The 24,741-nt window shown below is 72.1% G+C and carries 19 protein-coding genes; 8 read left to right on the top strand and 11 right to left on the bottom strand.

Translation table 11 applies throughout. From position 1 onward, the window contains the following. Positions 1–6 precede the first annotated feature (6 nt). Positions 7–915, bottom strand: coding sequence for a helix-turn-helix transcriptional regulator (locus tag ACFV9T_RS31850; protein ID WP_385445934.1), 909 nt, complete (start codon positions 913–915; stop codon positions 7–9). 77 nt (positions 916–992) lie between these two features. Then, positions 993–1,886: an SGNH/GDSL hydrolase family protein gene (locus ACFV9T_RS31845; protein ID WP_385445933.1), complete on the bottom strand. Its 894-nt coding sequence runs from the start codon at positions 1,884–1,886 to the stop codon at positions 993–995. Between the two features lie 103 nt (positions 1,887–1,989). On the opposite strand from ACFV9T_RS31845, the gene ACFV9T_RS31840 reads away from it, so the two are divergent. Then, positions 1,990–2,565 (top strand): TetR/AcrR family transcriptional regulator, encoded by a 576-nt coding sequence (locus ACFV9T_RS31840; RefSeq protein ID WP_385445932.1) that lies wholly within the window; start codon positions 1,990–1,992, stop codon positions 2,563–2,565. Here the strand turns inward: ACFV9T_RS31840 and ACFV9T_RS31835 are convergent. After that, entirely contained in the window at positions 2,549–3,427 is an 879-nt protein-coding gene (locus tag ACFV9T_RS31835; protein ID WP_385445931.1) for an alpha/beta fold hydrolase, read from the bottom strand. The genes ACFV9T_RS31840 and ACFV9T_RS31835 overlap by 17 nt on opposite strands. Positions 3,428–3,542: 115 nt before the next feature. On the opposite strand from ACFV9T_RS31835, the gene ACFV9T_RS31830 reads away from it, so the two are divergent. Next, a complete protein-coding gene (locus ACFV9T_RS31830; RefSeq protein ID WP_385445930.1) occupies positions 3,543–4,049 on the top strand; it encodes a CGNR zinc finger domain-containing protein in 507 nt (168 codons plus the stop codon). A gap of 24 nt (positions 4,050–4,073) precedes the next feature. On the opposite strand, the gene ACFV9T_RS31825 is transcribed toward ACFV9T_RS31830, so the two are convergent. After that, positions 4,074–4,760: a ribonuclease H gene (locus tag ACFV9T_RS31825; protein WP_385445929.1), complete on the bottom strand. Its 687-nt coding sequence runs from the start codon at positions 4,758–4,760 to the stop codon at positions 4,074–4,076. 97 nt (positions 4,761–4,857) lie between these two features. Here ACFV9T_RS31825 and ACFV9T_RS31820 point away from each other — a divergent pair, with 97 nt between their 5' ends. Then, positions 4,858–6,165: an endonuclease/exonuclease/phosphatase family protein gene (locus ACFV9T_RS31820; RefSeq protein WP_385445928.1), complete on the top strand. Its 1,308-nt coding sequence runs from the start codon at positions 4,858–4,860 to the stop codon at positions 6,163–6,165. Positions 6,166–6,278: 113 nt separating this feature from the next. On the opposite strand, the gene ACFV9T_RS31815 is transcribed toward ACFV9T_RS31820, so the two are convergent. Next, entirely contained in the window at positions 6,279–7,121 is an 843-nt protein-coding gene (locus tag ACFV9T_RS31815; RefSeq protein ID WP_385445927.1) for a YwqG family protein, read from the bottom strand. Between the two features lie 341 nt (positions 7,122–7,462). Here ACFV9T_RS31815 and ACFV9T_RS31810 point away from each other — a divergent pair, with 341 nt between their 5' ends. Both ACFV9T_RS31810 and ACFV9T_RS31805 read left to right on the top strand, forming a co-directional pair. Continuing rightward, positions 7,463–8,203 carry a VOC family protein gene (locus ACFV9T_RS31810; RefSeq protein ID WP_385445926.1) on the top strand — a complete coding sequence of 247 codons (741 nt, stop codon included), beginning with the start codon at positions 7,463–7,465 and terminating at the stop codon, positions 8,201–8,203. A 69-nt stretch (positions 8,204–8,272) separates the two neighbouring features. Then, the gene (locus tag ACFV9T_RS31805; protein WP_385445993.1) at positions 8,273–9,478 is read left to right on the top strand and encodes a TerD family protein; all 1,206 of its coding nucleotides are present in this window, start codon (positions 8,273–8,275) and stop codon (positions 9,476–9,478) included. Positions 9,479–9,517: 39 nt separating this feature from the next. Here the strand turns inward: ACFV9T_RS31805 and ACFV9T_RS31800 are convergent, their stop codons facing one another. Then, positions 9,518–10,621 (bottom strand): hypothetical protein, encoded by a 1,104-nt coding sequence (locus ACFV9T_RS31800; RefSeq protein ID WP_385445925.1) that lies wholly within the window; start codon positions 10,619–10,621, stop codon positions 9,518–9,520. Between the two features lie 133 nt (positions 10,622–10,754). Between ACFV9T_RS31800 and ACFV9T_RS31795 the strand changes: the two genes are divergently transcribed. Further along, on the top strand, positions 10,755–11,513 hold the full coding sequence (locus ACFV9T_RS31795; protein ID WP_385445924.1) for a class I SAM-dependent DNA methyltransferase: 759 nt from the start codon (positions 10,755–10,757) through the stop codon (positions 11,511–11,513). 68 nt (positions 11,514–11,581) lie between these two features. Beyond that, positions 11,582–14,779: a BTAD domain-containing putative transcriptional regulator gene (locus tag ACFV9T_RS31790; protein WP_385445923.1), complete on the top strand. Its 3,198-nt coding sequence runs from the start codon at positions 11,582–11,584 to the stop codon at positions 14,777–14,779. On the opposite strand, the gene ACFV9T_RS31785 is transcribed toward ACFV9T_RS31790, so the two are convergent. The 5 genes from ACFV9T_RS31785 to ACFV9T_RS31765 form a co-directional block, all read right to left on the bottom strand. After that, positions 14,745–15,980, bottom strand: coding sequence for a cytochrome P450 (locus tag ACFV9T_RS31785; RefSeq protein WP_385445922.1), 1,236 nt, complete (start codon positions 15,978–15,980; stop codon positions 14,745–14,747). The genes ACFV9T_RS31790 and ACFV9T_RS31785 overlap by 35 nt on opposite strands. Positions 15,981–16,061: 81 nt before the next feature. Further along, a complete protein-coding gene (locus ACFV9T_RS31780) occupies positions 16,062–18,236 on the bottom strand; it encodes a WD40 repeat domain-containing serine/threonine protein kinase (RefSeq protein ID WP_385445921.1) in 2,175 nt (724 codons plus the stop codon). Positions 18,237–18,343: 107 nt separating this feature from the next. Next, a complete protein-coding gene (locus tag ACFV9T_RS31775) occupies positions 18,344–19,369 on the bottom strand; it encodes an MsnO8 family LLM class oxidoreductase (protein ID WP_385445920.1) in 1,026 nt (341 codons plus the stop codon). A 41-nt stretch (positions 19,370–19,410) separates the two neighbouring features. Beyond that, the gene (locus tag ACFV9T_RS31770) at positions 19,411–20,853 is read right to left on the bottom strand and encodes an alkaline phosphatase PhoX (RefSeq protein ID WP_385445919.1); all 1,443 of its coding nucleotides are present in this window, start codon (positions 20,851–20,853) and stop codon (positions 19,411–19,413) included. A gap of 166 nt (positions 20,854–21,019) precedes the next feature. Next, complete coding sequence (locus tag ACFV9T_RS31765; RefSeq protein ID WP_385445918.1) at positions 21,020–22,534, bottom strand: hypothetical protein; 1,515 nt, start codon at positions 22,532–22,534, stop codon at positions 21,020–21,022. Between the two features lie 260 nt (positions 22,535–22,794). Between ACFV9T_RS31765 and ACFV9T_RS31760 the strand changes: the two genes are divergently transcribed. Further along, entirely contained in the window at positions 22,795–24,615 is a 1,821-nt protein-coding gene (locus tag ACFV9T_RS31760; RefSeq protein ID WP_385445917.1) for an endonuclease/exonuclease/phosphatase family protein, read from the top strand. Positions 24,616–24,741 lie beyond the last annotated feature (126 nt).

Genomic DNA, 24,741 nt, shown 5'->3' with positions numbered 1-24,741 from the left:
CGCTGTTCAGCCGTGGTCGGCGGCAGCGGACGCGTCCTCGGTGGCCGCCCACGCGGCCAGCAGGCGCAGCGCGTCGTGGGCCGGTGTGTTGGGCTCGGCGGAGAAGGCGGTCAGGGTCAGGCCCGGCTGCGAGGGCAGTTCCATCGCGTCGAACTCAAGGGTGATGTCCCCGATGGCCGGGTGGCGGACGGCCTTGCGGCCGGTGTGGTGCAGGCGCACGTTGTGCTTGGCCCAGGCGGTGCGGAACTCCTCGCTGCGGGTGACGAGTTCACCGATCAGGCCGGTCAGGTCACTGTCGCCGGGGGCCCGTCCGGCCTCCGTGCGCAGCAGGGACACCGTGGTGTTCAGGGACTCCTCCCAGTCGGGGAAGAAGTCCCGGCCTGCGGGGTTCAGGAACTGGAAGCGGGCGATGTTGACCGTCTGAACGCGGTGATCCTGAACGCGGTGATCCTGAACGCGGTGATCGGGGAACAGGGGTGCGTACAGCGCGCGCCCCAGGCGGTTGGCGGCGAGGATGTCGAGGCGGCCGTTGCGGATGAAGGCCGGGGAGTCCGTCATGGAGTGAAGGACGCGCAGCACACTGTCCGGCAGTGGGCCGGGGGCGCGTTTCGTGCGGCGGCGGGCGGGGCGCCGGGCGACGGCGCGGGCCAGGTCGTCCAGGTGGGCGCGCTCGGCGTCGTCCAGCCGCAGGGCGTTCGCGACGGAGTCCAGGACCTCCTCGGAGGCCCCGGCGAGGTGACCGCGCTCCAGTCGTACGTAGTAGTCGACGCTGACCCCGGCGAGCATCGCGACCTCCTCGCGCCGCAGCCCTGGCACGCGCCGGTTGCCGCCGTACGCGGGCAGACCGGCCTGCTGCGGGGTGATCTTCGCGCGCCGGGAAGCGAGGAACGCGCGGATGTCGCTCTCGGTACTCACGCGTTCCAGGCTAGGTCGGACGGCCCGGACGAGGGAGGCTCTGTCAGTACCTGTGACGGCCGCGCCTCACCGACCGCTCAGGACGGTGGCCTGAGCCACCGCGCGGCGAGGTCGGTGATCATCGCGCCGCCACGGTCGCTCAGGTGAATGTGGTCCACGAACAGTTCGAGGCCGTTGTCGCGGGCGACCTCGTCCCAGCTGTATCCGAGCAGGTAGTACTTCGTGGCCGCCAGGTAGGCCGTGGTGAAGCTGAAGTCGTAGGCGGGCCGGGGGCCCTGGCTCCGGAGGTGGTCGGCGAATCGCTCGTGCAGGGGCACGTAGTCGACCGTGGCGCGGGTGGCGGTCTCCTTTATCGCGGCGTTGTAGTCGCGGAGCTTGTGGTTGATCCCGGAGTCGAGGTCTTCGCCCAGCGGGGGCAGGGACATCAGCGCGATGCGGGCGGACGTCCTGTCCTTGATGCGGTCGATGATCGCGCCGAGGTTGTTCCGGTACTCCTCCAGGGGGACCCCGTCCCGGACATCGTTGGCGCCGATGAGAAGGGTGACCGCGTCCGGGTCACACGCCACGACGTCGCTGTCGACGCGCCCGCGCAGGTCCGCGCTGGTGTTGCCGTTGTCCCCGGCGTTGACGAACTCGTATCCGCGGAACTCGGGTCTCTTCCGCAGGTCGCCCACCCAGTCCCGGCCGAGCGTGCCTTGGGTCATGCTCGCGCCCGCCGCGACGACCACCGGCCCGCTGCCCTTCGGGCGACCGTCGGCGCATGCGTCGGCGGGCGGGTTGGCGGGTGAGCGTAAGAACGTCAGGTAGCCGACGGTGCCAGCGGTGCCCAGTCCGGCGAGGACCAGCGCGCACAGGGCGATGACGATGCGCTTCTTCGTGAACAGCCTGGCGAATCCCTCCCGCAGATACCGCCGCAGCATGGGCTTGACCACGGTCCGGGTGAACGGCCGGTCGAAAACGGTGATACGCATGCTGACCCTCCAGCGTGGATGGGGTTAGTGAACACTAACCCCAGAGTGCGCTAGTGTTCACTAACCTGTCAACGGCAAGGAGAACGGCGAAGGGAGGGCAGCGATGAGCACACGTGAGCGGATCCTCGACGCGGCCGCGAACATCCTGCGAGCCCGTGGCGTCGTGCACGCCACGACCAAGGAGATCGCGCAGGCGACAGGCGTCTCGGAGCCCACCCTGTACAAGTACTTCGGGGACAAGGAGCGGCTGCTGCTCGCCGTCCTAGAGGAACGGGTGCCCGGCCTGTCCCGCGTCTCGGTCCGCCCGGGCGAGGGCGACATCGAGGAAAACCTCGCCGAGCTGGCGCACGCGGCCCTGGACTTCTACCAGCGGTCGATCCCGATGCTGGGCGCGCTCCTGGCGGACCCGGAGCGCATGGCGGCACACCGGGTGGCCATGGGGCGGCACGGCGGTGGCCCCGAGAAAGCGGTCTCCGGCTTCGCCGCCTACCTGCGGGCCGAGCAGGACCTCGGGCGCATCGCCGGGGAGGCGGACCCCGACGCGTCCGCGTCCCTGCTGATCGGCGCGTGCTTCCAGGAGGCGTTCCTGCGCTACTACGCCCAGGGCACGGACGCCGCGCCCGCCCCACGCTCCCACGCCGAGGCCCTCGCCCGGGCGGTTGTCAGACCGCTGCTGTGACGGCGGTGGTCAGGAAGCCGCGCATGTAACCGGCCACGGTGTCCAGGTGGCTTTCGAGGAGGAAGTGGCCGCCTCCGCGAACGAGGTGGATCTCCGCGTCCGGCAGGTCCCTGGCGAAGGCGCGCGCTCCGTCCGGGCCGAAGATCTCGTCGCCCGCGCCCCAGACCGCGAGGAGCGGGACGCGGCGTTCCCGGAAGTAGGCCTGCACCTGGGGGTAGAGGGGCGGGTTGGTGGCGTAGTCGCGGAACAGGGCGAGCTGGGCGAGGTCGTTGCCCGGGCGGTTGACCTCGCGGTGGTCGGCGGCCCAGGTGTCGGGGTCGACCAGCTCGGGCCGGTCCACGCCGTGGGTGTACTGCCAGCGGATGGCGTCGAGCGAGAGGGCGGCGCGGACGGGGGGCTCGGTCTCCGGGCCCGGGTTCTCGGCGTAGGCCCATACGGGCTTCCAGAATTCCGGTACGAAGCCGTCCTCGTAGGCGTTGCCGCTCTGCGTGATCACGGCGGTGATCGCGTCCGGGGTGCGGAGGGCCAGCCGCCAGCCGATGGGGGCGCCGTAGTCCTGGACGTAGATGGCGTAGCGGGTGACGCCGAGCTGGGCGAGCAGCTCTTCGGTGATGTCGGTCAGGGCGTCGAAGGTGTAGGTGAACGCGTCGGCGGGCGGGGTGTCGGAGTTGCCGAAGCCGAGGTGGTCGGGGGCGATGACGTGGAAGCGGTCGGCCAGCGCCGGGATGAGGTGGCGGAACATGCGGGAGCTGGTCGGGAATCCGTGCAGGAGGACGAGGGTGGGCGCCTCGCGGGGGCCTGCCTCGCGGTAGAAGACGCGGTGTCCCCGCACGGTCGCGTACTGGTGGCGGATCTCAACCATAACTAACCCCTTCGAGGCCTTGTGGTGGTTATCCCTCGCGTCCAGTAGACCGCCGCTGGAGTAACCTGTCAAACCACTTGATGGAGTTAGTAGCGGGGAAGGTGGGGTCCGTGCCGTGCTGGACGACCAGGCGCTCATGGAGGCGCTGAACAGCACCCCGGTCGTGGAAGGCCGACGCCGGGATCTGTGGCGTGACGGTGATGAGGTGGAGCGGTGGGCGCGGGACCACGGGGGCGTGGGCGGCGCGGAGGAGGCGCGGTGGTTGCTCGCCGCGCGGGACGCACTCCAGGCGGCGGAGTCGGACCCGGCGGCGGCCGCCTCGCCGGAGCTGCGCCGGGTGCTCGCGGGCGTACGTAAGGTCCCGCAGGCCAGCGCGTCGGGCATCGAGTGGCACGTGGAGGCCCCGCCGGAGCGCGGGCTCGCCGTGGAACTCGTCCTCGCGTGGGCGGACGTCAAGGAGCGACTGCCCGGCCGGTTGCGGCCGTGCGGGAACCCCGAGTGCCGCCTGTTCCTATTGGACCGCAGCCGTGCCAACACCGCACGGTGGTGCTCGATGAAGACTTGCGGGAACCGGCTCAAAGCCCGCCGTCACCAGGCGCGGACGCGGGAGACCCCGGCGTAAACGCGAGAACGGCGGGCTTGATCGTTAACCGGCGGTCTTGCAGGCGGGGTGACCCCAGCCGTCGGGGTTCTTCGTGATGGACTCGCCCTTCGCGTACGGCTGACCGCACCGGCAGCGGCCGGGGAACTTCGCCTTGATCGACCCACCACCGCCACCGCCCGCGCGGGCGGTCTTCTTCCGAGCCGGGCGGCCGCCACCGGTTGAGCGGGCGGCCGACTGCGGCTCCGGCGGCGGCAGGGCGGAGCCGAGCGAGGTCCCGGCGGCCTGCTGCGTACGGGCCGTATGACTGGCGGCCCGGTCCGCGGCGTCGTTGTACGGGTCGCCGTCGACCTGGTGCGCGGGTACGTAGACGAAATCGACGGTGCGGCCCGTCAGCAGCTCGTCGATACGCATCACCAGGCCCTGGTTGGCCACCGGTGAGCCCGAGGCCGTCTTCCATCCCTTCCGCCGCCACCCCGGCAGCCAGGTGGTGACCGCCTTCATGGCGTACTGGGAGTCCATCCGCACCTGCAGCGGCACGGCCGGATCGGTGGCCTCCAACAGCTTCTGCAGCGCGGTCAGTTCCGCCACGTTGTTCGTCGCGGAGCCGAGCGGCCCGGCCTCCCAGCGCCCCACCTCGCCACTCGCGCCCGCGATGGCCCAGGCCCAGGCCGCGGGCCCGGGATTCCCTTTGGACGCGCCGTCACACGCGGCGATGATCTGTTCATCCATGCCCCGATCCTGCCAGGGGTCCGCGACCACACCCGCATTCACGGAGAGGTCACACCCCCCGCACGCTCCGTCGCGGGCCGTTTGAGACCGTTGACAGATGCACGCAATTATTGGAAGGAAACAGCCAGCCGCGCGCATCGCGACCATCCTGGCCGCGTTAGTGATGTCGCTCTGCGGGACTCTCCTCGCCTGGCCCGAAAAGGCTCACGCGGCATCGCCGCCCGACGATTTGTCGCCCGCCACGTGGAACATGCAATACAGCCGGGACAACTGGAACAGAGCGTGGGATCTGGGCGGGGCGCACCACGTGGTCGCGCTTCAGGAACTGCCGCAGGCCCTGCCCGCGGAGGTGCGGGGACAGCAACCACATGTCCAGGGGAACGTGGAGCGTTACACCTGGCAGCGGGGAGACCGCGAGCGCTACCTCTACGTCCTTCGGCAGCCGTCACGGACCCTCGGAATGGTCACGTCCTTCCGGTCGGACGTGCATTTCGAGATCACCTCCCACTACCGGTCGATGCTGGCCGTGGTCGACACCGACCATCACATGATGTTCGCCTCGGCGCACGCGTCCGCCGGGCGCCGCGACCCGTACGCCCCCGGCGGTGCGGACGCGCCCGCGCTCCTTCGCCGAGCCGAGGACACCGCACGGATCGCCGGAGTCGACTGGATGGTGCTGGGCGACTTCAACCGTGAGCCCCGGCGGCTGTTGCCGGACATACCGAACGGCAGCCGCATCTACAACAGCGGTCGGGCGACCCACCGAAACGGCGGCGAGCTGGACTACGCCGTGTCCAACGTGACCACCGACCGGTGGCAGGCGGGTGTCGGCCCGAACGCGGCCAGCGACCACTGGCCCGTCGAGTTCGGCACGCTGCGGGCCGCCGGGGAGCGCGGAGTAGCGGTCCACAACGTCGGCAACGGCGAGGATCTGGGCATCTGGGGCCCCGGGTCGCGCGATGGCGCCCCCGCGAGCACCGAACCGGTGTCCCCGAACCGGGACGAGGACTGGGTGTTCCTGCCGTCCGGTGTCTCCCAGGACGGCAAGGAGAAGACGTACCGGATCGTCAGCATGACGTCACCGGCCGACAAGCCGAAGTGCCTCGACGTCGAACACGGCCCGCTGGGACGGCCCGGCGATCGCTACGTCCTCCAGGACTGCCGCCCCCTCCAGCACCCTCCGGGCCTCCCGGACCTCGGCGCCAGCCAGAACTTCAGCCTGACCTCCCCTGACCCGCGCCTCCCCAACATGCACGTGCTCACCAACGAGGCCACCGGTTTCGACGCGTCCGTCCTGGACCGGGCGCCGGGCCTCGGACACTGGATCGGCCTTGGAGATAGGCAGCCGAAGGACGCCCGCACGTACTACTTCTACCTCAACCCGGTGACGGCCGGTCCCGCGTAACGCGACCAGCCCCGCCCCCACCCCCGGCCGCAGCCGCTTCCGGCGGCTGCGGCCGGTCTTGCGGTGTCGCCCTCGTCGTACGGGGCGGCCTGTACGGGACGTCCGCCGTGACGTCAGCAGCACTGCCACGTGAACATGGCCCGGTCGAAACGGCCTGCGGCGAGGTCGTCCGGGCGGATCAGCCAGTACAGGGCGCCGCCGTCGCCCCACATCAGGTCCGCGTCCTCGTCGGAGTCGAACTGGGCCAGCAGCACCCAGCGCCGCGCCTCCTCCTCGATCCGGGGGTCCTCCCACACCACGCCCCCGCCGCCCCGCGCGCCCAGCGCACCGTGGGCCACTACGGTCTCCACGGCGCCCTGGATCGACTGCGGATGGCCGCCGATCTGATGCGCGGTGCCGCTCTCGTACTCCCACAGCGCCCTCTCGAACGCGTCCGGAAGCTCCATGCCGTCGAGGACGGGCGATTCGGTGTCGGGGGCGCTCGGCCCTATGCGCGCGGTCAACGGCACCGCCGGATACGGGGTGAGCCCGGCCGGGGCGGGGCGTTCGGAGCCCTTGTGCGAGTCGGGCGGCAGATGGAGTACGCGGGCTCCGGCCCAGGTGGTGGGGTCGGCGGTGTCGACCAGGGCGTCGTCGTCCTCGTCGCCGTAGTAGAAGAAGGCCAACCGCCCCTCCGTGGGCAGCGGTACGTCCAACTCGCCCGTGGGCAGCGCGGCGAGCGCGGCGAGCGCGGCGCAGTCGACCGCCGCCACGAACCGCAGCGGGCCCTTGCCCTCCCATACCGGCCACGCCACGTCGTCGGGCAGCCGGGGCAGACCGCCGAGCTGCCCGACGACCGGATCGCCCGCCTCCGCCGCCCGGAGGTGGGCGGCGGGCCGCAACAGGGCGGTCCAGCGGCGGGCCGCGTCGGCGGGGAGGTGGGCGCGGGCGAGGTCGTGCAGCGCGTCGTTCGTCATACGGGCCATCATCACGGCCCCCACCGACACGGGCCCCTGGGCGGGGTGCCTGAACGGGCGCCCGGGCGGCGGCGCCCACCTGCCCACCGCCCCCGCGCCCGGCAGCGGACCTCGGGGTGTGCTCATCAGCCGGGCTCTGGGGCGTCCCCACCCACCGCCGCGCGCCCGGCAGTGGGGTCAGGGGTGTCCCCGGTTTCGGGAAGGGGCGGGGTAGGGGAGAGGAACCGGTCTCAGCGGCACCGGGTGGCGGTTACCCCGCTGCCAGGCCCTCTGGGGAGGGCGCCCGGGGACCGAGCGAAAATCGGGGGCTCTCTTGGCCGGGCTTGCCTATGATCGGCCGCATGGCGACGCGGCTGGTTCAAATCTCGATGAAGGCTCAAGACAACTCCGCACTGGGCCGGTTCTGGGCGGACGCGCTCGGCTGGGAAGTCACCGGCGACAAGGGCGATGAGACCAACGTCGAACCCGGGGGCATCACCTATCCCGACCCCACCGCCCTCTGCGTGGACCTCATCCGCGTCCCGGAAGCCAAGACGGTGCAGAACCGTGTGCACGTCGACCTCGCCACCACCTCCGCGGCCCACCAGGCGGAGCTGGTCAGCCGTCTGAGGGAGCTGGGCGCGACGCCCGCCGACGTGGGACAGGGCGACGTGCCGTGGACGGTTCTCGCCGATCCGGAGGGCAATGAGTTCTGCGTGCTGGAGCCCCGGGAGGTCTACCGGGACACCGGGCCGATGGCAGCCGTGGTGACCCACTGCGCGGATCCGCGGGCCATGGCCCGGTTCTGGGGCGAGGCCATGGACTGGACGGTGCACGAGGTGGCCGACGATCACGCGGTGATGCGCTCCGCCCAGGGTGTCGGCCCGTACCTTGAGTTCCTGCGCTCGCCCGACCCGAAGACCGTGTGGAACCGCGTCCACTTCGACCTCCGGCCGTACCCCGGAGACGATCAGGCGGCCGAGGTAGCCCGGCTGCGGGCGCTCGGCGCCACCGATCTCGACATCGGCCAGAGCGACGACGTGCCGTGGACGGTCCTCGCCGACCCGGAGGGCAACGAGTTCTGCGTCCTCACCCCGCTTTGATCCGTTGGGTGACTCGGCAGGTCAAGGAACCGTAAAGGGGGGACGTTCGTTACCCCGGACATGACCGCTATGACTCCCGGCTCGAACCTCCCCCTCACCGTCGCGCGCGTGGCGGTGGACGTCACCGCGCCCGTGCGGCTCGACGTGTCGGGCCTGCTGCTCACCGCAGACGGCAAGGTGCGCTCGGACGACGACTTCGTGTTCTACAACCAGCCCACCGGCCCCGGCGTGACCCACCGCGCCGGGGCCGGGGGCGGTGGTGACGCGATCACCGTGGACACCGCCGCCGTGCCCCCCGACATCGACAAGATCGTGGTGACCGCGAGCCTGGACGCCCCCGGCGCGACCTTCGCGGGCACCGAGCCGACGGCGACCGTGCGCGGGGCCGATGACGGCGCCGTGATCGCCAGCTTCACCCCGCCGCAGCTGGGGACCGAGACCGCGCTCGTGATCGTCGAGGTGTACCGGCGGGGCGGGGGCTGGAAGGTTCGGGCGGTGGGGCAGGGCTATGCGAATGGGTTGGCGGGCATCGCGACGGACTTCGGCGTATCGGTAGAGGAGCCCGCCGCCCCGGCGGCGCCCGCTGCCGCCCCTGCTGCCGCCCCGGCCGCGCCCCCGGTGACCCAGGCCGCGCCCCCCACCGGCCCGGCGGCCCAGGTGCCCCCGCCCCCCATGCCGTCCGCTCCTCCCTCTTCGGGAAAGATCAACCTGGACAAGGGCCGGGTGAACCTCCAGAAGAACCAGACCGTGTCCCTGGTCAAGGGCGGCCGCCCGATGCTGTCGTCCGTGAAGATGGGCCTCGGCTGGGAGCCCGCCTTCCGGGGCGCGAACATCGACCTCGACGCCTCCGTGATCGCCTTCGGCGTCGACCGCAAGAAGATCGACGCATGCTTCTTCGGCAAGCTGGCCATCCTGAACGGCGCGATCCAGCACTCCGGCGACAACCTCACCGGTGAGGGCGGCGGCGACGACGAGTCCATTACCGTCCACCTGGGCGGCCTCCCTCCGGAGGTGACGGGCCTCGTCTTCACGGTCAACTCCTTCTCCGGCCAGAAGTTCACGGACGTGGCGAAGGCCTACTGCCGCCTGGTCGACGCCCAGACGAACGAGGAGCTGGTCCGCTTCGACATCACGCATGCCGAGCCGCGGACGGGCGTGATGATGGCGAAGCTGATTCGGCAGTTCTCGGGTGAGTGGGAGATGACGGCGATGGGCGAATACGTCGACTCCCGCACGGTCCGAGGAATGGCCAAGCCAGCGGGCAAGGCGCTCTGACGTCCCGGGGCGGGGGAAACCTCATCGTGGGCGGGGGCGTCAGGCTTGCTGGGCCTGGCGGGCGCGTTCGGCCATCATCGGGGTCAGCGAATCGAGCAAGGCGGAGTCGTCGATCTTGGCAATCACCGTGACCACCGACCCCGTCCGCACCATCGTGACGCTGACGTCCCTGTCCATGGTCAGCCCGCTGTCACCGAACGATTGCTTCTGGGGCGAGGAATACGCCCGGCTCTCGTCACCGGCCGACGGCATGGTCAGGGATTTCACCTCCGCGCTCCGCGGGGGCGCCATCGCCGCGTAGCCCGCGCGCGCCTTCTCGACGCTGGGGTACGCGACGACGTGGAACTCGATCCCGCCGCCGTCACCCGGGATGTACTTGACCCGGCCCGTGAAGGTCGATCCGTCGCCCCGGGACGAGGCCCCCACCCGGGGTGCGCTCGACTGCGTCCAGCCCGCCGGGAGGCTCGACCCGTCGGCGTCGGGGAGGACGCTCTCGACGGCCGCCGCGTCGGCCAGCGGCACCAGCTTCTCGGCCGCCGGGCTGCCGGAGGCCGGGGTGCCCTCGGAGCCCGGGCCGCCCGGGTCCGGGTCCGGGGCCCCGGTGCCGGACCCGGCGTCCCACTGGGCCCCCGGGCCGCCCTGTTCCCACGTCGTCGCCCCGGGACCGTCATCCGCCGCGATCAGCCGCACCCCGCCGTACGCCGCGAAGGCGAGCAGCACGGCCATCACCACCGACAGGGCGGTCAGGGCCGCGCGCCCGGAGGGGGTGTTGTTGAAGGTCATCGGCCCCAGCGAGATCTGGGTGCGCCGCACCCGCGCGCCGCCGTCGATCGTCACGCTGCCGACGACCTGCCGGGGCGCCGCGTCCGGCGGAGGCGGCGGCGGGCCCGCCAGCGCGGCGTTGAGCCGGGCCGCGAACTCCCCGTCCGCCGCCATCGCCGCCCGCACCGCGTCCCTGAGCCCCGTCACGGCCTCCGGATCCTGGGGCCGGTCGTCCACGGCGCTCAGCGCCGCCTGCCCGTCGGCCGACCCGCCGAGCCGCTCCCGTACGAGGACGGAGACGGTCCGCCCGACCTCGGTCCCCACGGCCGTCACCGCCCCCGTCGCCAGATCCGTGACGATCCGCACGGCTGCTGTAGCCACCGATTCCATGACGCCCCCCGGTTCCGTCATCCTCAGTCCGCACTGCGGTTGTTCCCGCTCCTGGGGCGACGTACCGGGATGGCCGGAAAAATTGGGACGCGCCCGGCGGCACCACCGGAGTACGGTCCCCGCCATGGGTGAAGCAGACGAGAAGGACGGCTACTTCGGAGGGCGCGTCGCGGCGACGTACGACGAGTCCGCGGCGGAGATGTTCGAGCCGGGCGCCGTGGACCCGGTGGTCGACGTACTGGCCGAGCTGGCCGGGGACGGCCCGGCGCTGGAGCTGGGCATCGGCACGGGCCGCATCGCGCTGCCGCTCGCGGAGCGCGGCGTACCGGTCCACGGGATCGAGCTGTCCCGGGCGATGACCGCCCGGCTGCGCGAGAAGCCGGGCGGGGACGCGATCGGGGTGACCATCGGCGACTTCGCCACCGCCCGAGCCGAGGGCAAGGGCACCTTCACCGTCGCCTACCTCGTCTTCAACACGATCATGAATCTGACGACGCAGGACGCCCAGGTGGCCTGCTTCCGCAACGTCGCGGACCACCTCGCCCCCGGCGGCCGCTTCGTCATCGAGGTGATGATCCCGGAGCTGCGGAAGCTGCCCCCGGGACAGCACATCGTGCCGTTCCGGCTCGACGCCGCGCGCTGGGGGTTCGACACGTACGACGTCGCCACCCAGGAGATGAGTTCGCACCACCTGTTCCTCACGGAGGACGGCCGGGCCACGTACACCCCGATGCCCTTCCGCTACGTATGGCCCGCGGAACTCGACCTGATGGCCCGGCTCGCCGGAATGCGGCTGCGCGACCGGTGGGAGGGCTGGGCCCGCGAGCCGTTCACGAACGACAGCCCCCGGCACGTCTCGGTGTGGGAGAAGCCCGCCCACTAGCACTGCCCGGTCAGCACCGCCCGGTCAGCACCGCCCGGTGCGCAAAACCCCCATGGCAAAATCGGCGGGTGCAGATCGGGATGCTGGGCCCATTCGAAGTGCGCACGGACGAAGGCGACGGCGGCGGCAGCCTCACCGACGTGCCGGGGGCGCGGCTGCGGGGGTTGCTGGCGGCGCTCGCGCTCACGCCGGGGACCGCCGTTCCGAAGGCGTCGCTCGTCGACTGGATCTGGGGCGAGCACCCGCCCGCCGATGCGACGAACGCCCTGCAGCGGCTGGTGTCCCGGCTGCGGAAAGCGCTGCCGGACGGGGTGATCGAGGGGCGGCCGGACGGCTACCGGCTGGCAATGGAGCCGGGTGCCGTCGACACCGTGCGGTTCGAACGCCTCCTCATCACAAGTCAGACATGCGCCGGGGACACCTCCCGGCGGGCGCGGCTGCTGCGCGAGGCGCTGGGGCTGTGGCGCGGCGCGGCGCTGCAGGACGTCGGTCTGCGGGACAGCGCCGCGTTCGACGTCGCGGCCGCCCGGCTGGAGGGGCTGCGGCTGACCGCCAGGGAGGAGTGCGCCGACGCGGAGATCGCCCTCGGGCGCGGCGCGGAGCTGGTCACGGAGCTGACCGACCTGGTGGCCGCGCACCCGGTACGGGAGCGGCTCGTCGCCGCGCTGATGCGCGCCCTCGCCGCCGCCGGTCGCGACAGCGAGGCGCTGCTGGTGTACCAGCGGGCGCGGGAGGCGCTGGCCGACGCGCTGGGCGTCGACCCCTCGCCGGAGCTGGCCGCGACGCATGTCGCGCTGCTGCGGGGCGAGTTGGGGCGGCGGGAGGAGGGCCGCAGGTCCAACCTGCGCGCCGAGCTGACCACCTTCGTCGGCAGGGGCGCCGACATCACCTCGGTCCGTGAGCTGATCGCCGAGCACCGGCTCACGACCGTGATCGGGCCGGGTGGAGCGGGAAAGACCAGGCTGGCCACGGAGACCGCGCGCACACTGCTCGGCGAACTGCCGGGCGGGGCCTGGCTGGTGGAGCTGGCCGCCCTCGGCGCGGACGGCGATGTGGCGCAGGTGGCGCAGGCGGCCCTCACCGGGCTCGGTCTGCGGGACGCCCTGCTCGGCGCGGCCCCGCACGCGGAGCCGACGGACCGGCTCATCGCCGCGATCCGCGAACGGGAGGCGCTGCTGATCCTGGACAACTGCGAGCACGTCATCGAGTCGGCGGCGACGTTCGCCCACCGGGTGCTCGGGGAGTGCGGGCGGCTGCGGATCCTGGCGACGAGCCGGGAACCGCTCGGCATCACCGGTGAGGCGCTGTGGCCCGTAGAGCCGCTGGCCCTGCCGGACGCGTACCCCGGCCGCGCCGAGATGGAGTCCTCGCCCGCCGTGCGGCTGCTGCGGGACCGGGCCGGGGCGGTGCGCCGGGATCTCGCGGCCGACACCCCCACGCTGGCGACCATGGTGCGCGTCTGCCGGGCGCTGGACGGAATGCCGCTGGCGATCGAACTGGCCGCCGCCCGGCTGCGCACCATGTCCGTCGACCAGCTCGCCCACCGGCTCGACGACCGGTTCCGCCTGCTGACCGGCGGCAGCCGCACCGCGCTGCCCCGGCACCGGACGCTGCGCGCGGCGGTCGACTGGAGCTGGGAGCTGCTCACCGACGCCGAGCGGAGGGTCCTGCGCAGGCTCGCGGTGTTCTCCGGCGGGGCCAGCCTGGAAGCCGCCGAACAGGTCTGCGCAGGCGACGCCGTCGGGCCGGATCAGGTGCTCGAACTGCTCACCGCGCTGACCGAGAAGTCCCTGCTGCTCGCCGAGGGCGAGGGCCACACCGCCCCGCGCTACCGCATGAGCGGCACGATCAAGGAGTACGCCGGGCACCGGCTCGCGGAGGCGGGGGAAGCGGAGCGGGCGCGCCACGCGCACCTGGCGTACGTCACCGAGCTGGCCGAAACCGCCGAGCCGCACCTGCGCCGCGCCGAGCAACTGGAGTGGCTGGCCACGCTGGAGGCCGAGCACGACAACATCGCCTCGGCGATGCGCGGCGCGCTCGCGGCGGGCGAGGCGCAGGCGGCGATGCGGCTCGCGGCGGCCGCGGGCTGGTACTGGTGGCTCGGCGGGCACAAGAGCGAGGGCCTGGAGCTGATCACCGCGGCCACCAGGACGCCCGGCGAGGTGACGGACGAGGTACGGGCCACGGTGTACGCGCTGGTCGTGCTGTTCGTGACCTCCGGGCGGGGCGATGAACACCAGGCCGCGGAGTGGATTCACGAGGCGCACCGGTTGAGCCTGCGCGGTGGGCCCCACTCCCCGCTGCTGGGGCTCGTCTCCGCGCTGGAACGCCTGCTGGAGGCGCCCGGCGCGTTCCGGCCCGCGTTCGAACCGCTGCTGGACAACGAGGACCCCTGGGTGCGCGCGCTGGCCCGGCTGCAGCTGGGCAAGATGCGCGTCGTGCTCGGCCTGGGCGGGCAGGACGGCGAGGTCGCCGACGCGTATCTGGAGGCGGCGCTCGCCGAATTCCGGGCGCTCGGCGAGCGGTTCGGGATCTCGTTCGCCCGCACCGAGCTGGCGGACCGGATCGCCATGCGCGGCGAACTCGCCGGTGCGTGCGAGCACTACGAGCAGGCGATCGCGGTCGTCACCGAGGTTGGTGCCACCGAGGACGTCATCCGCATGCGGTCGCGGCAGGCGCAGCTGTACTGGCTACTGGGCGACCAGGACGCGAGCGCGGCCGCGATCGCCGAGGCGCAGCGGTGCGCGGAGCGGGTCACCTGGCCGGACGCGCTGGCCGAGCTGGCCTTCGCGCGGGCGGGACTCGCCCGGTGGCGCGGCGACGCCGAGGAGGCGCGCGAACAACTCGGCGTCGCGACGGCCCTGCTGGGCGACGAGGCGGAGCAGGCGCACATCCGCGCGATGACGTACGACCTGCTCGGCTATCTCGCCGACGACCTCGGCGAGGCCCGGGTGCACCGCGCGGCGGCCTGCGCGGCGGCGGCCGAGGCGGGCCATCCGCTGGGCATCGCGCAGGTGCTCGTCGGGGTCGCGGACCTGGCGCTGCGCGGCGGCGAGCCCGAGCAGGCCGCGCGGCTGCTCGCGGCGAGCACGGACGTACGCGGTCTGCGGGACCACTCCCACCCGGACGTGGCCCGGATCGAGCGGACCGTACGGCGTCTCCTCGGCGAGGTGACGTTCGCCGAGGCGGCCCGGGAGGGGACCCGGACCAGCTGGTCGCGGCTGGCCGAGGTCACGCTGTCCCGTCGCTCGGTTCCGTCCAGGTGACCGGCAGCGCGTGGACGCCGTAGATGTTCATATCCGTCTTGAGTCTCACCTCGTCGGCGGGAATGGCCAGCTTGAGGGTCGGAAAGCGGCGCAGCAGACCGGCGAAACCGGCGCGCATCTCGATGCGGGCCAGCTGCTGGCCGAGGCATTGGTGAATGCCGTGACCGAAGGTCATATGGCCTCGGGCCTTGCGGTGGATATCCAGGACATCGGGCTTGTCGAAGCGCCGGGGGTCGCGGTTGGCGGCCAGCAGGGAGACAACGACGGTCGATCCCTTGGGGATGATTTCGCCGCAGAGTTCGATGTCCTCCGTGGCGTAGCGATAGAAGGTATCGGCAATGGAAAGGTAGCGCAGCAGTTCCTCCACGGCGCCGGGGAACAGCTCCGGGTCGGCGCGCAATTCGGCCAGCTGCTCGGGGTGTTCCAGGAGTGCGAAGGTGCCCAGTGCCAGCATGTTGGCGGTGGTCTCGTGGCCCGCGAACAGCAGCAGGAAGCCGATACCGGCCAGTTCCTCGATGGTGAGGTCGTCATGGCGGGCCAGGTCGGACAGGAGGTCGTCGCCGGGGGTGGCACGCTTACGCGTGACCAGTTCGGTGAGGTACGTCATCAATGCGGTGTACGCGGCGATCTTCTCGTCGATCGTCACGTCCTTTTCCAGGAACTTGGCGGAGTTGACCTGAAAGGTCTCCCGGTCCTCGTAAGGGGCACCGAGCAGTTCGCAGATCACCAGCGACGGCACCGGCAGCGCGAATTCCTTGACCAGGTCGACCGGCGGGGCAAGGCGCGCCAGCTCGTCCAATTGCCGCTCGGCGATCTCGATGATGCGCTCTTCGAGCTGCTTCATGCGTTTGACGGTGAACGCGCCGGTGAGCTTGCGCCGCAGCCGGGTGTGGTCCGGCGGGTCCATGGCGATGAACAGGCCCGGTTCCTGCGGGGACGGTTCGGTGGGGGTGGGCATGCCGGGCGTTTCGAACGGCACATGGAGAATGCCGATGTCCTGGCGGGAGCTGAACCGGGTGTCGGCCATGAGCTGGCGGACCGCTTCGTAGCCGGTGACGATCCAGCCCTCGTGACCGTCGGGGAAGACCATGGGACAGACGGGGCGGGCCTCGCGCATCCGGGTGATGTCGCGAGGCGGGTCGAAGGGGCCCGCGTCGCGCTCCGTGGGGAGGACGCGCGGGGTGGGAACCGTCTCGCTCATCGATGGTCCTTTCGTGGCGGCTGTTGGGACCACGATCACCGACCGGCCTGACACCCCGCTGTCACGCCCCTGACACGGGGCTCATTTGGGGATTTTCCACAGCCGTACCGTGTGGGCCCTGGCGTCGTTGCCCGCGACGAGGCGGCCGTCCGGGCTGAAGGCCACGTCCTGGATCTCGTGGTCCCCCTCCCCTGCGTCGACCGACAGGATGGCGCGTGGTTTATGGCTGGCCACGTTCCACAGCAGCACTCCGTTTTTGGCGGGGGTGGCGAGCGTCTTGCCGTCCGGGCTGAACGCCAGGTGCCCGACCGTGCCCTGGTAGTAGTCGCTGAGGATGGCTGTGCGGCGGCCGGTGGCCACGTCCCACAGCCGCACATCGCCGACGGAACTGCCGGTGGCGAGGGTCTTGCCATCCGGGCTGAACGCCACGCTCAAGACCCCTTGGGGCGTGGAGAAGGTGGCACGTGGATCGCCTTGGCCGTGCGGCTCCGGGTCACGGCCCGCCACGTCCCACAGCAGCGCCGCGTGCTTCGGGGTGAGATTGCTGTCGGAGTCGTCACCCGCGGAGACCAACGTCCGGCCGTCCGGGCTGAAGACCACATCCTTGACGCGCGTGCCGGGGTCGAAGAAGGCGAGTGACTCGTCCCCACGGCCGTTGGTGTCCCACAGGTCCACCGCCTTGCTCTCATCGCCAGTGGCGAACAGCTTGCCGTCCGGGCTGAAGGCCACGCTTTCGCCGCTGCCATAGAGGAACCGGATCTGCCGGTGCTCGGCCACGTCCCACAGGGTCACCCAGCCAGTCGAATTGGCGGCGGCGAGGACCTTGCCGCCACGGCTGAGCGCCACGTCGCGGATCTCGAACCCCTCATTGCCGACGCCGTCGCGTTGGGTGAAGGTGGCTTTGACTTTGCGGCTGGCGACATCCCACAGCCGCACCTTGCCCTCGTAGCTGCCGGTGGCGAGGGTCTTGCCATCCGGACTGAACGCCATGCCTCCGGCCGCCCCGGACTTCCCGGTCGGGCCGATGGAGGCCGTGGGCGGATACGAGCGATAGGGGAGGCTGGGGCCTCGGTCGGGGGAAGAGTCGGGGAGGTAGACGGCGATCAGGATGATGGCGAGGACGAAGATCCCGACTCCGCCGAGCACGAGGGGAAACCCCGGGGCGGGGACGGCGAGGGGGTCCGCCGGAGCGGGCGGCGGTACGGGAGCGGCGGGCTCGGGCGGCGGTACGGAGGCGGCGGGCTCGGGCGCCGGTACGGGAGCGGCGGGCTCAGGACCGCGCGGCGACCGTGCGGTACGCGTCTCGGCGTCGGGCGAGCCGGGGGCGCTGGGCGAGCCCGGGGCGCTGGGTGTCACGGGCCCGGCCCCCGACAGCGACACGGCGGTACGCGTATGGGCGTCGGCGATCTCTGCCCCGTTCACCCTTCGGCACAGCTCGATGACCTCGGCCGGGGTCGGCCGCTGCTCCGGGTCCTTCTCCAGGCAGCGGGCGGCGATGGCCCTGACGGGCTCGGGGCAGCCGTCGAGGTCGGGAGCCTGCTCCAGGACGCGGTAGATCACGGCGTGGTCGGCGCCGCCGCCGAAGGGGAGCCGTCCGGTGGCGGCGAAGTGGGCGACGCCCCCGAGCGCGAACACATCACCGGCCTCGGTGACGTCCTGCCCCCTGATGTACTCGGGCGCCATATAGGCGGGCGTTCCCGTACGCATTCCGGTGGCGGTCACCGAGGTGACGTCCGCGGCCCGGGCGATACCGAAGTCGATGACCTTGGGCCCGTCACCGGTGAGGATGATGTTGGACGGCTTCAGGTCGCGGTGGATCACCCCGGCCGCGTGGATGGACTGCAGGGCTTCGGCCACCCTGGCGACCAGGCCCACCACCGTCTCGACCGGCAGCGGCTCCCCGTCGGCCACCGCCTGCTGCAGCGAAGGCCCGGGAACGTAGGCCGTGGCCAGCCACGGCTCGTCGGCCTGGAGATCCGCGTCGACCACCGGCACCGTGTAGAGACCCTGCACCCGCCGGGCCGCGGCCACCTCCTGCTCGAACCGCTTGCGGAACGACGCGTCGCCCGCGTACTCGCGGTGCACCACCTTGACCGCCACCGCGCTCCCGGCGGGCGTACGCCCCAGGTACACGCGGCCCATCCCGCCCGCGCCGAGCACCCCCTCCAGCCGGTACGGACCGGTCCGGGCGGGGTCACCATGCCCCAGTGGGCGCGGTGTCGGCGGCGCGGTCGGCCAGCCCAGTTGTCGGGACATTCCGACTTTCACCCCCGTTGAACTGCCGCCCCTTGTCCGGGCAAGCGAGCGACAGCGTAAACGAACCCGGGACCCCCGGAAAGATCTACCCCCGGTACGCCGAGGGGCTAGGCCGACACCGGAGCCCCCGCCAGGCCCGCCACCCGGGCCAGCCGCCGGTAGGAGTCGAGGAGGGCGTCCCGGTCGTACGTACTCGTCGTCACCAGCACCTCGTCCGCGCCGCTGCGCCCGATCAGCTCGTCGAGCGCGGCGGCCACCTCGTCCTCCGTGCCGTACAGCTGGCCGCGCAGCCCCTCCTCGTAAAAGCCGCGCTCCTTCTCGGACATCTCCAGCGCGGCGATCTCCTCCGGCGGGGTGAGCGGAGGGAAGGTGCCACGGGTGCGGGAGTGGGCCATCGCCCAGGCCTCGGGGGCGAGGAGGCGGCGCGCCTCGTCGGCCGTGTCGGCGACCGCCACGTTGCCCGATACGACGACGTACGGCGCGGACGACCACGCGGAGGGCCGGAAGCCCGCCCGGTAGCGGTCGATCGCGCCCAGCATCCGGTCCCGGCCGCGCAGATCGCCGATGACCAGCCCCAATCCGGCCTCGGCCGCCACCTCCGCGCCCGCGCCCGTCGCCAGGACGAAGGCGGGCAGGGTCAGGCCCTCCGCCGGGTGGGCGTGGACCTGGGGGTACGCGCGCTGCTCGCCGGTGAACCAGCCCAGCAGCTCGGCCAGTTGCGCGCCGAAGTCCTGCGCGGCGTCCTTCTCGGCGCCGAGCGCCCGGCGGATGCCGTCCGTGAAGCCGACCGAGCGGCCGAGGCCCATGTCGATCCGGCCGGGGAAGAGGGAGGCCAGCACCCCGAACTGCTCCGCCACCACCAGCGGGCGGTGGTTCGGCAGCATCACGCCGCCCGTGCCCACCCGGATGCGGTCCGTCGCCGCCGCGACGGCGGCCGCCAGCACGGTGGGCGCCGATCCGGCGACGCCGGGGACGCTGTGGTGCTCCGAGACCCAGAAACGGCTGAAGCCGAGCGCCTCGGCCTGCCGCGCGAACCGCACGGTGTCGCGCAGCGCCTCGGACCGCTCCCGCCCCTGCCGGGTGCGGGAGCGGTCCAGGATGGAGAAGGGGACGTTACGAAGCCACGAGGTCACCTACGTGTCAACGCGCATCCCCGCCCGGAGGATTCCCCGGCTCAGCCCTGACGGCGCCAGGGGCCGGTGATCGCCAGCATGATGCCGGGGACCTGGATGTTCGCGTACAGGGTCCGCCCGTCGGGCGAGAAGACCACGCCGGTGAACTCGCTGAACTCCGGCTCCTCCGCCGAGCCGATGTTCAGGTCGTTGCGCGCGATCGGGTACGTACGGCCGTCGTCCGTCGCCCCGAACAGGTGCTGGATGCCCTCGCCGTCCTCGGCGATCACCAGACCGCCGTACGGCGAGACGGTGATGTTGTCCGGGCCGTCGAACGCGCCGTCCTTCGACGGGTCCGGGTTGACGCCCAGCAGCACCTTGAGGGTGAGGGTGCGGCGCTTGGGGTCGTAGAACCAGACCTGGCCGTCGTGCTGGGCCGGGCTCTCCTCACGGGCGTACGAGGAGACGATGTACGCGCCCCCGTCGGCCCACCACATGCCCTCCAGCTTGCGCGCCCGGGTGATCTCGCCGTCCTTGAACTGCTTCCGGACGGAGACGGACTTGGCGTCGCGGTCCGGCACCGGCTCCCAGTCCACGCCGTAGACCGTGCCGGTCTTGGTGGCGCGGGACAGGTCGTCCACGAACTTGCCGCCGGAGTCGTAGCACCGGGGCGCCTGGAGCACGCCCGCGTCGTCCTTCAGGGTGCGCAGTCGGCCCCGGCCGTGCTCGAAGCCGTGCGGCGGGACCCAGCGGTAGAGGAGACCGTTCGGACCGGAGGCGTCCTCGGTGAGGTAGAGGTGGCCGCGCTTGGGGTCGACGACGACCGCCTCGTGCGCGTACCGGCCCAGCGCCTTGATCGGCTTGGGGTCACGGTTCGCCTCGCGGTCGAGCGGGTCGACCTCGAAGACGTAGCCGTGGTCCTTGGTCATGCCGTTCTGACCGGCCTTGTCCTCGGTCTCCTCGCAGGTCAGCCAGGTGCCCCAGGGAGTGCGCCCGCCCGCGCAGTTGGTGGCGGTGCCCGCGATGCCCACCCACTCGGTGACGTGGTCGCCGTGCTTGGCGACCTCGACCACGGTGCAGCCGCCGGACGCCGCCGGGTCGTAGACGAGGCCGTCGATCAGCGGGACCGGGTGCGGCCAGTCCTTGCGGGGACCAGCCAGCTCGTGGTTGTTGACCAGCAGCGTCGCGCCGCGGCGGCCCTCGAAGGTGGCGGTGCCGTCGTGGTTGGACGGGGTCGTCTCGCCGGACTCCAGCTTTGTCTCGCCGGTGCGGGTGATGATCCGGTACGTGAAGCCCTTGGGCAGGGCCAGGAGGCCCTTGGGGTCGGCGACGAGCGGGCCGTAGCCGAGCCGGGCGCCGCCGCCTCCCTGCTCCGCGGCGGTGTCGGCGACCTCGGTCGCCAGCGCGCCGGGCGCGGTGCCGAGCACACCCGCGCTCCCGACCAGGGCGAACCCGGCCCCGGTGTACGCGGAGCGCTTCGCGAAGTCTCTTCGAGTGACGGCCATCTTCATCTCCTGAGCGGCAAGGGCCTGGCTGCGGACGCCATGCTGTGCGCTGCTGCGCACTGCGCGCATAGATTTTCGCCCTAGACCGAACAACAGTTGAACGGAATGAGACATCGACGGACCAAACGGGCCCGTCGATGTCTCGTCAGCCGCTAACCGCCAGCAGTCAGGCCCGGGAGCGGGCCTTGAACGCGGCCTTCCGGGCCTCCTTCGCGGCCTTCTTGTCCGGGTGCAGCCGCCCCATCGCCTCCAGCACGTCGGCCGTCGCCGGGTGGTCCACCTTCCAGGCCGACTCGAAGAAGCCGCCGGACTGGTCGACCAGCCCGCGCACCAGGTCCCGCAGCTCCTCGGAGTCGTCCTCCGTGGCGAGCTGCGCGGCCAGGGTGTCCACCGTCAGCCAGAAGACCATGGTCTCCGACGGCTCCGGGATGTCCTTCGCACCGTGCTCGGCCAGCCAGACCCGGGCCAGCCCGCCCAGGTGGCGGTCGTCCAGCACCTCGCGCAGCGCGGGCTCGGCCGCGGCGCCGACCAGCGACAGCGTCTGCTGGCAGGTGAGGCGGCGCAGCGGGGCGTCCTCGTCGTCGCCTCGGGCGGCGGCCAGGAGTTCCCGGGCGGCCTCCTCGGGCGTACGGCGGCCGAGCCACAGCTCGGCCTCGGCGTGGGCGGCGGGCTCGGGGTGGCCGGGGAGGGTGTTCAGCAGGACGTCCGCGCCCTGGTCGGCCAGGTCGCCGACGACCGGGGCGTCGACGCCCGCGTCGAGCATGCGGGAGCGGACCGCGTAGACGCCGAGGGGGGTGAGGCGGACCATCCCGTAGCGGGACACGTCCTCCTCGTCGTCCTGCGGCTGCTCCCGCTCCGGGTCGGACTCGTGGAGCCGTACCTCGCCGTCGACCTCCTCGATCAGCGCCTCGTCCACCGGCTGGTAGTCGATCAGGCCGGTCGGGGCGAGCAGCCGGAACTGGTCGTCCAGCCGCACCATCGCCTCCGACACCTCTTCGAGGATGTCGTCGGTCGGCTCGTCCATGTCGTCGGGGACGACCATGGAGGCGACGAGCGCGGGCAGCGGCACCGAGCCGACGGCCGCCTCCTCGTCCATGGCGGTGAGCAGGTAGAGGTTGCCGAGGATCCCGTCCAGGAACTCGCCCTCCTCCTCCGGGTTCCAGTCGATCGAGTCGAGGTCGATCTCGCCACCCTCGCTGATCTGGTCCACGATGTCGGCGAGGTCGGGCGCGGCGGCGTCGGCGAGGACGGTCTCGAAGCCGTCGAGCCAGATGTCGAGGACGTCCTGCGGGCTGCCGCCGGTGATCAGCTCCAGCTCTTCGCCGCTGGTCGCGGTGGCGGTGGGCTCGCTTTCACCGTCGGCCGCGGTGTCGTCGTCCGCCGCTTGATCGTGGTTCTCCGTGGACTCCTGGATCGCCACCAGCCCGGTGTCGACGGCCAGCTGCCACGCCTGGGCGACGTGGTCGGGGCCGTCCTCGTCCGCCGCGAGGTCCAGCAGCTCTACGGCCGCCCGCAGATCGTCAGCCGACAGCACGCCCCCCGCCGCCACCGGCTTTCCGGGCTCGGCCCAGCGGGCGAGCCGCACCGCGCGGGCGAGGAGCGGCGCGGCGAGCGCGTCCCTGGCGAGTTCCGCGTCGGTGCGGAGCCGCACGGGCGGCATGGTGGGGCGGTCTCCTGGCATATGCGGAAGTCTCCTCGGCGCATGGCGGTACGGGGGTACGAGGCGCGCGGCCCGACCCCCCAGCGTAGACGGAACGCGGGGGCAGTTTCGTCCCGATGTGGCCGCCCACCGCGTTCCCCCACGCGGTGACGTGTCTGTTCATCCGGCGGCCCGGGCCCGTACACCTGACCGGTCTTGACAACTGTTGTGCGGAGACAAGAGATTGACGCGCGTAGAGGCCACCTTGTCCCTCTGTTCACTCCGCACCGGAGGCCATCACCATGTCCCCACGCGCCCGGCGTACGTCTGTCGCCGTCACCGTCACCGCTGTAGCGGCGGGCCTGCTCGTAGGCCCGTCGTCCGCGTTCGCCGCCCCCGCTGCGGACGCTACCCGCATCCACGACATCCAGGGCGACACCCGGATATCCCCGCTGGCCGGGAAGCAGGTGTCCGACGTCTCCGGCACGGTCACGGCGGTGCGCACCTTCGGCTCGTCGCGCGGCTTCTGGATCCAGGATGCCCGGCCGGACGCCGACCCGGCGACCAGCGAGGCGGTCTTCGTCTTCACCGGCTCGACCACGCCGTCCGTCGCGGTCGGGGACGCGGTGCTGGTCAGCGGGACGGTGAGCGAGTACTACCCGGGCGGGGCGGCGGCCGGTCTCCAGTCCCTGACCGAGATCTCCAAGGCCACGTGGACGGTCCAGTCGCAGGGCAACGCCCTCCCCGCCGCCTACCGCCTCAACCCCTCCACCGTCCCCGACCGGTACACCCCCGGCGGCGCCCTGGAGGGCCCGGAGCTGCGGCCGCGTTCGTACGCGCTGGACCGGTACGAGTCGCTGGAGGGCATGCGGGTGTCGGTCGCCGACGCGCCCGTGGTCGGCGCGACGACTACGTACAAGGAGCTGTGGGTCACCGCCGAACCGCGCCACAAGCGCACCGCGCGCGGCGGCGCCCTCTACGACACGTACCGCGACCCGAACGCGGGCCGTCTGAAGATCGCCTCCCTCCTCCCCTACGCCGAGCACCCCTTCCCGGCGGCCGACGTCGGCGACGAGCTGACCGGGACGACGGCCGGGCCGCTGGACTACGACAACTTCGGCGGCTACACGATCGCGGCGAGCGCGCTGGGGACGCTGGAGGACCGAGGGCTTACGCGGGAGCACACCCGCAAGCAGAAGTCCGGCGAGCTGTCGGTCGCGACCTACAACGTCGAGAACCTCTCCCCCAAGACCGCCCAGTCGAAGTTCGACCGCCTGGCGTCCGGCCTGGTCGACAACCTCGCCTCTCCCGACATCGTCGCCTTGGAGGAGGTCCAGGACGACAACGGCGCCACGAACGACAGTGTCGTGAGCGCCGACGCCACCCTGAAGAAGCTCACCGACGCCATAGCCGCCGCCGGGGGCCCTTCGTACTCATGGCGGCAGATCAACCCGACGGACGACCAGGACGGCGGCGAGCCGGGCGGCAACATCCGGGTGGCGTTCCTCTACAACCCGAAGCGGGTCTCCTTCACCGACACCCCGGGCGGCGACGCGACGACGCCGGTCGCGGTGGTGCGGAAGAATGGCAAACCCGCTCTCTCCACCTCCCCGGGCCGCATAGACCCCGGGAACGAGGTGTGGAAGGACAGCCGCAAGCCGCTGGTCGGGCAGTTCGCCTTCCGGGGCCGCCCGGTGTTCGTGGTCGCCAACCACTTCAACTCCAAGGGCGGAGACCAGGGCCTCGACGCCCGCGTCCAGCCGCCCGTCCGCTCCTCGGAGACCCAGCGCACGGGCCAGGCGGCGGCGGTCAACACCTTCGTCAAGTCCCTGCTGGCCGCCGACCCGAAGGCGGCGGTGGTCGTCGCGGGCGACCTCAACGACTACCAGTTCTCCCCCACCCTCTCCGCCCTGACGAAGGGCGGCGTGCTGACCGACCTGGTGACCCGCCTCCCGCGCGACGAGCGCTACGGCTACGTCTACAACGGCAACTCCCAGGTCCTGGACCACATCCTCACCAGCCGCGCCCTCCGCGCCCCGGACTACGACATCGTCCACATCAACGCGGAATTCACCGACCAATCCAGCGACCACGACCCCCAGGTGGTCCGCGTCCGCCCCTGACCACCCCGCCGTTCATTCCCCCACCCCGCCCCTCCCCGACCCCGGGACTCCGCCCCGGCCCCCGCTCCTCAATCGCCGGAGGGGCTGAATGTTGGAAACGGGGCCCCCGCCCGCGCCTGGCGCGGG

It is taken from the genome of Streptomyces sp. NPDC059850, assembly GCF_042731515.1.
Taxonomy (GTDB): Bacteria; Actinomycetota; Actinomycetes; order Streptomycetales; family Streptomycetaceae; genus Streptomyces.
This window is presented reverse-complemented; position numbering and strand designations above follow the sequence as displayed.

What these genes read in the sequence shown, in the direction of transcription:
- ACFV9T_RS31815 (WP_385445927.1), bottom strand. Translation starts at nt 7,121, where the DNA reads ATGACGAACGACGCGCTGCACGACCTCGCCCGCGCCCACCTCCCCGCC.
- ACFV9T_RS31765 (WP_385445918.1), bottom strand. Translation starts at nt 22,534, where the DNA reads ATGCCAGGAGACCGCCCCACCATGCCGCCCGTGCGGCTCCGCACCGAC.
- ACFV9T_RS31825 (WP_385445929.1), bottom strand. Translation starts at nt 4,760, where the DNA reads ATGGATGAACAGATCATCGCCGCGTGTGACGGCGCGTCCAAAGGGAAT.
- ACFV9T_RS31760 (WP_385445917.1), top strand. Translation starts at nt 22,795, where the DNA reads ATGTCCCCACGCGCCCGGCGTACGTCTGTCGCCGTCACCGTCACCGCT.
- ACFV9T_RS31785 (WP_385445922.1), bottom strand. Translation starts at nt 15,980, where the DNA reads ATGAGCGAGACGGTTCCCACCCCGCGCGTCCTCCCCACGGAGCGCGAC.
- ACFV9T_RS31770 (WP_385445919.1), bottom strand. Translation starts at nt 20,853, where the DNA reads ATGGCCGTCACTCGAAGAGACTTCGCGAAGCGCTCCGCGTACACCGGG.
- ACFV9T_RS31820 (WP_385445928.1), top strand. Translation starts at nt 4,858, where the DNA reads ATGCACGCAATTATTGGAAGGAAACAGCCAGCCGCGCGCATCGCGACC.
- ACFV9T_RS31795 (WP_385445924.1), top strand. Translation starts at nt 10,755, where the DNA reads ATGGGTGAAGCAGACGAGAAGGACGGCTACTTCGGAGGGCGCGTCGCG.
- ACFV9T_RS31810 (WP_385445926.1), top strand. Translation starts at nt 7,463, where the DNA reads ATGGCGACGCGGCTGGTTCAAATCTCGATGAAGGCTCAAGACAACTCC.
- ACFV9T_RS31835 (WP_385445931.1), bottom strand. Translation starts at nt 3,427, where the DNA reads ATGGTTGAGATCCGCCACCAGTACGCGACCGTGCGGGGACACCGCGTC.
- ACFV9T_RS31805 (WP_385445993.1), top strand. Translation starts at nt 8,273, where the DNA reads ATGACTCCCGGCTCGAACCTCCCCCTCACCGTCGCGCGCGTGGCGGTG.
- ACFV9T_RS31840 (WP_385445932.1), top strand. Translation starts at nt 1,990, where the DNA reads ATGAGCACACGTGAGCGGATCCTCGACGCGGCCGCGAACATCCTGCGA.
- ACFV9T_RS31845 (WP_385445933.1), bottom strand. Translation starts at nt 1,886, where the DNA reads ATGCGTATCACCGTTTTCGACCGGCCGTTCACCCGGACCGTGGTCAAG.
- ACFV9T_RS31780 (WP_385445921.1), bottom strand. Translation starts at nt 18,236, where the DNA reads ATGTCCCGACAACTGGGCTGGCCGACCGCGCCGCCGACACCGCGCCCA.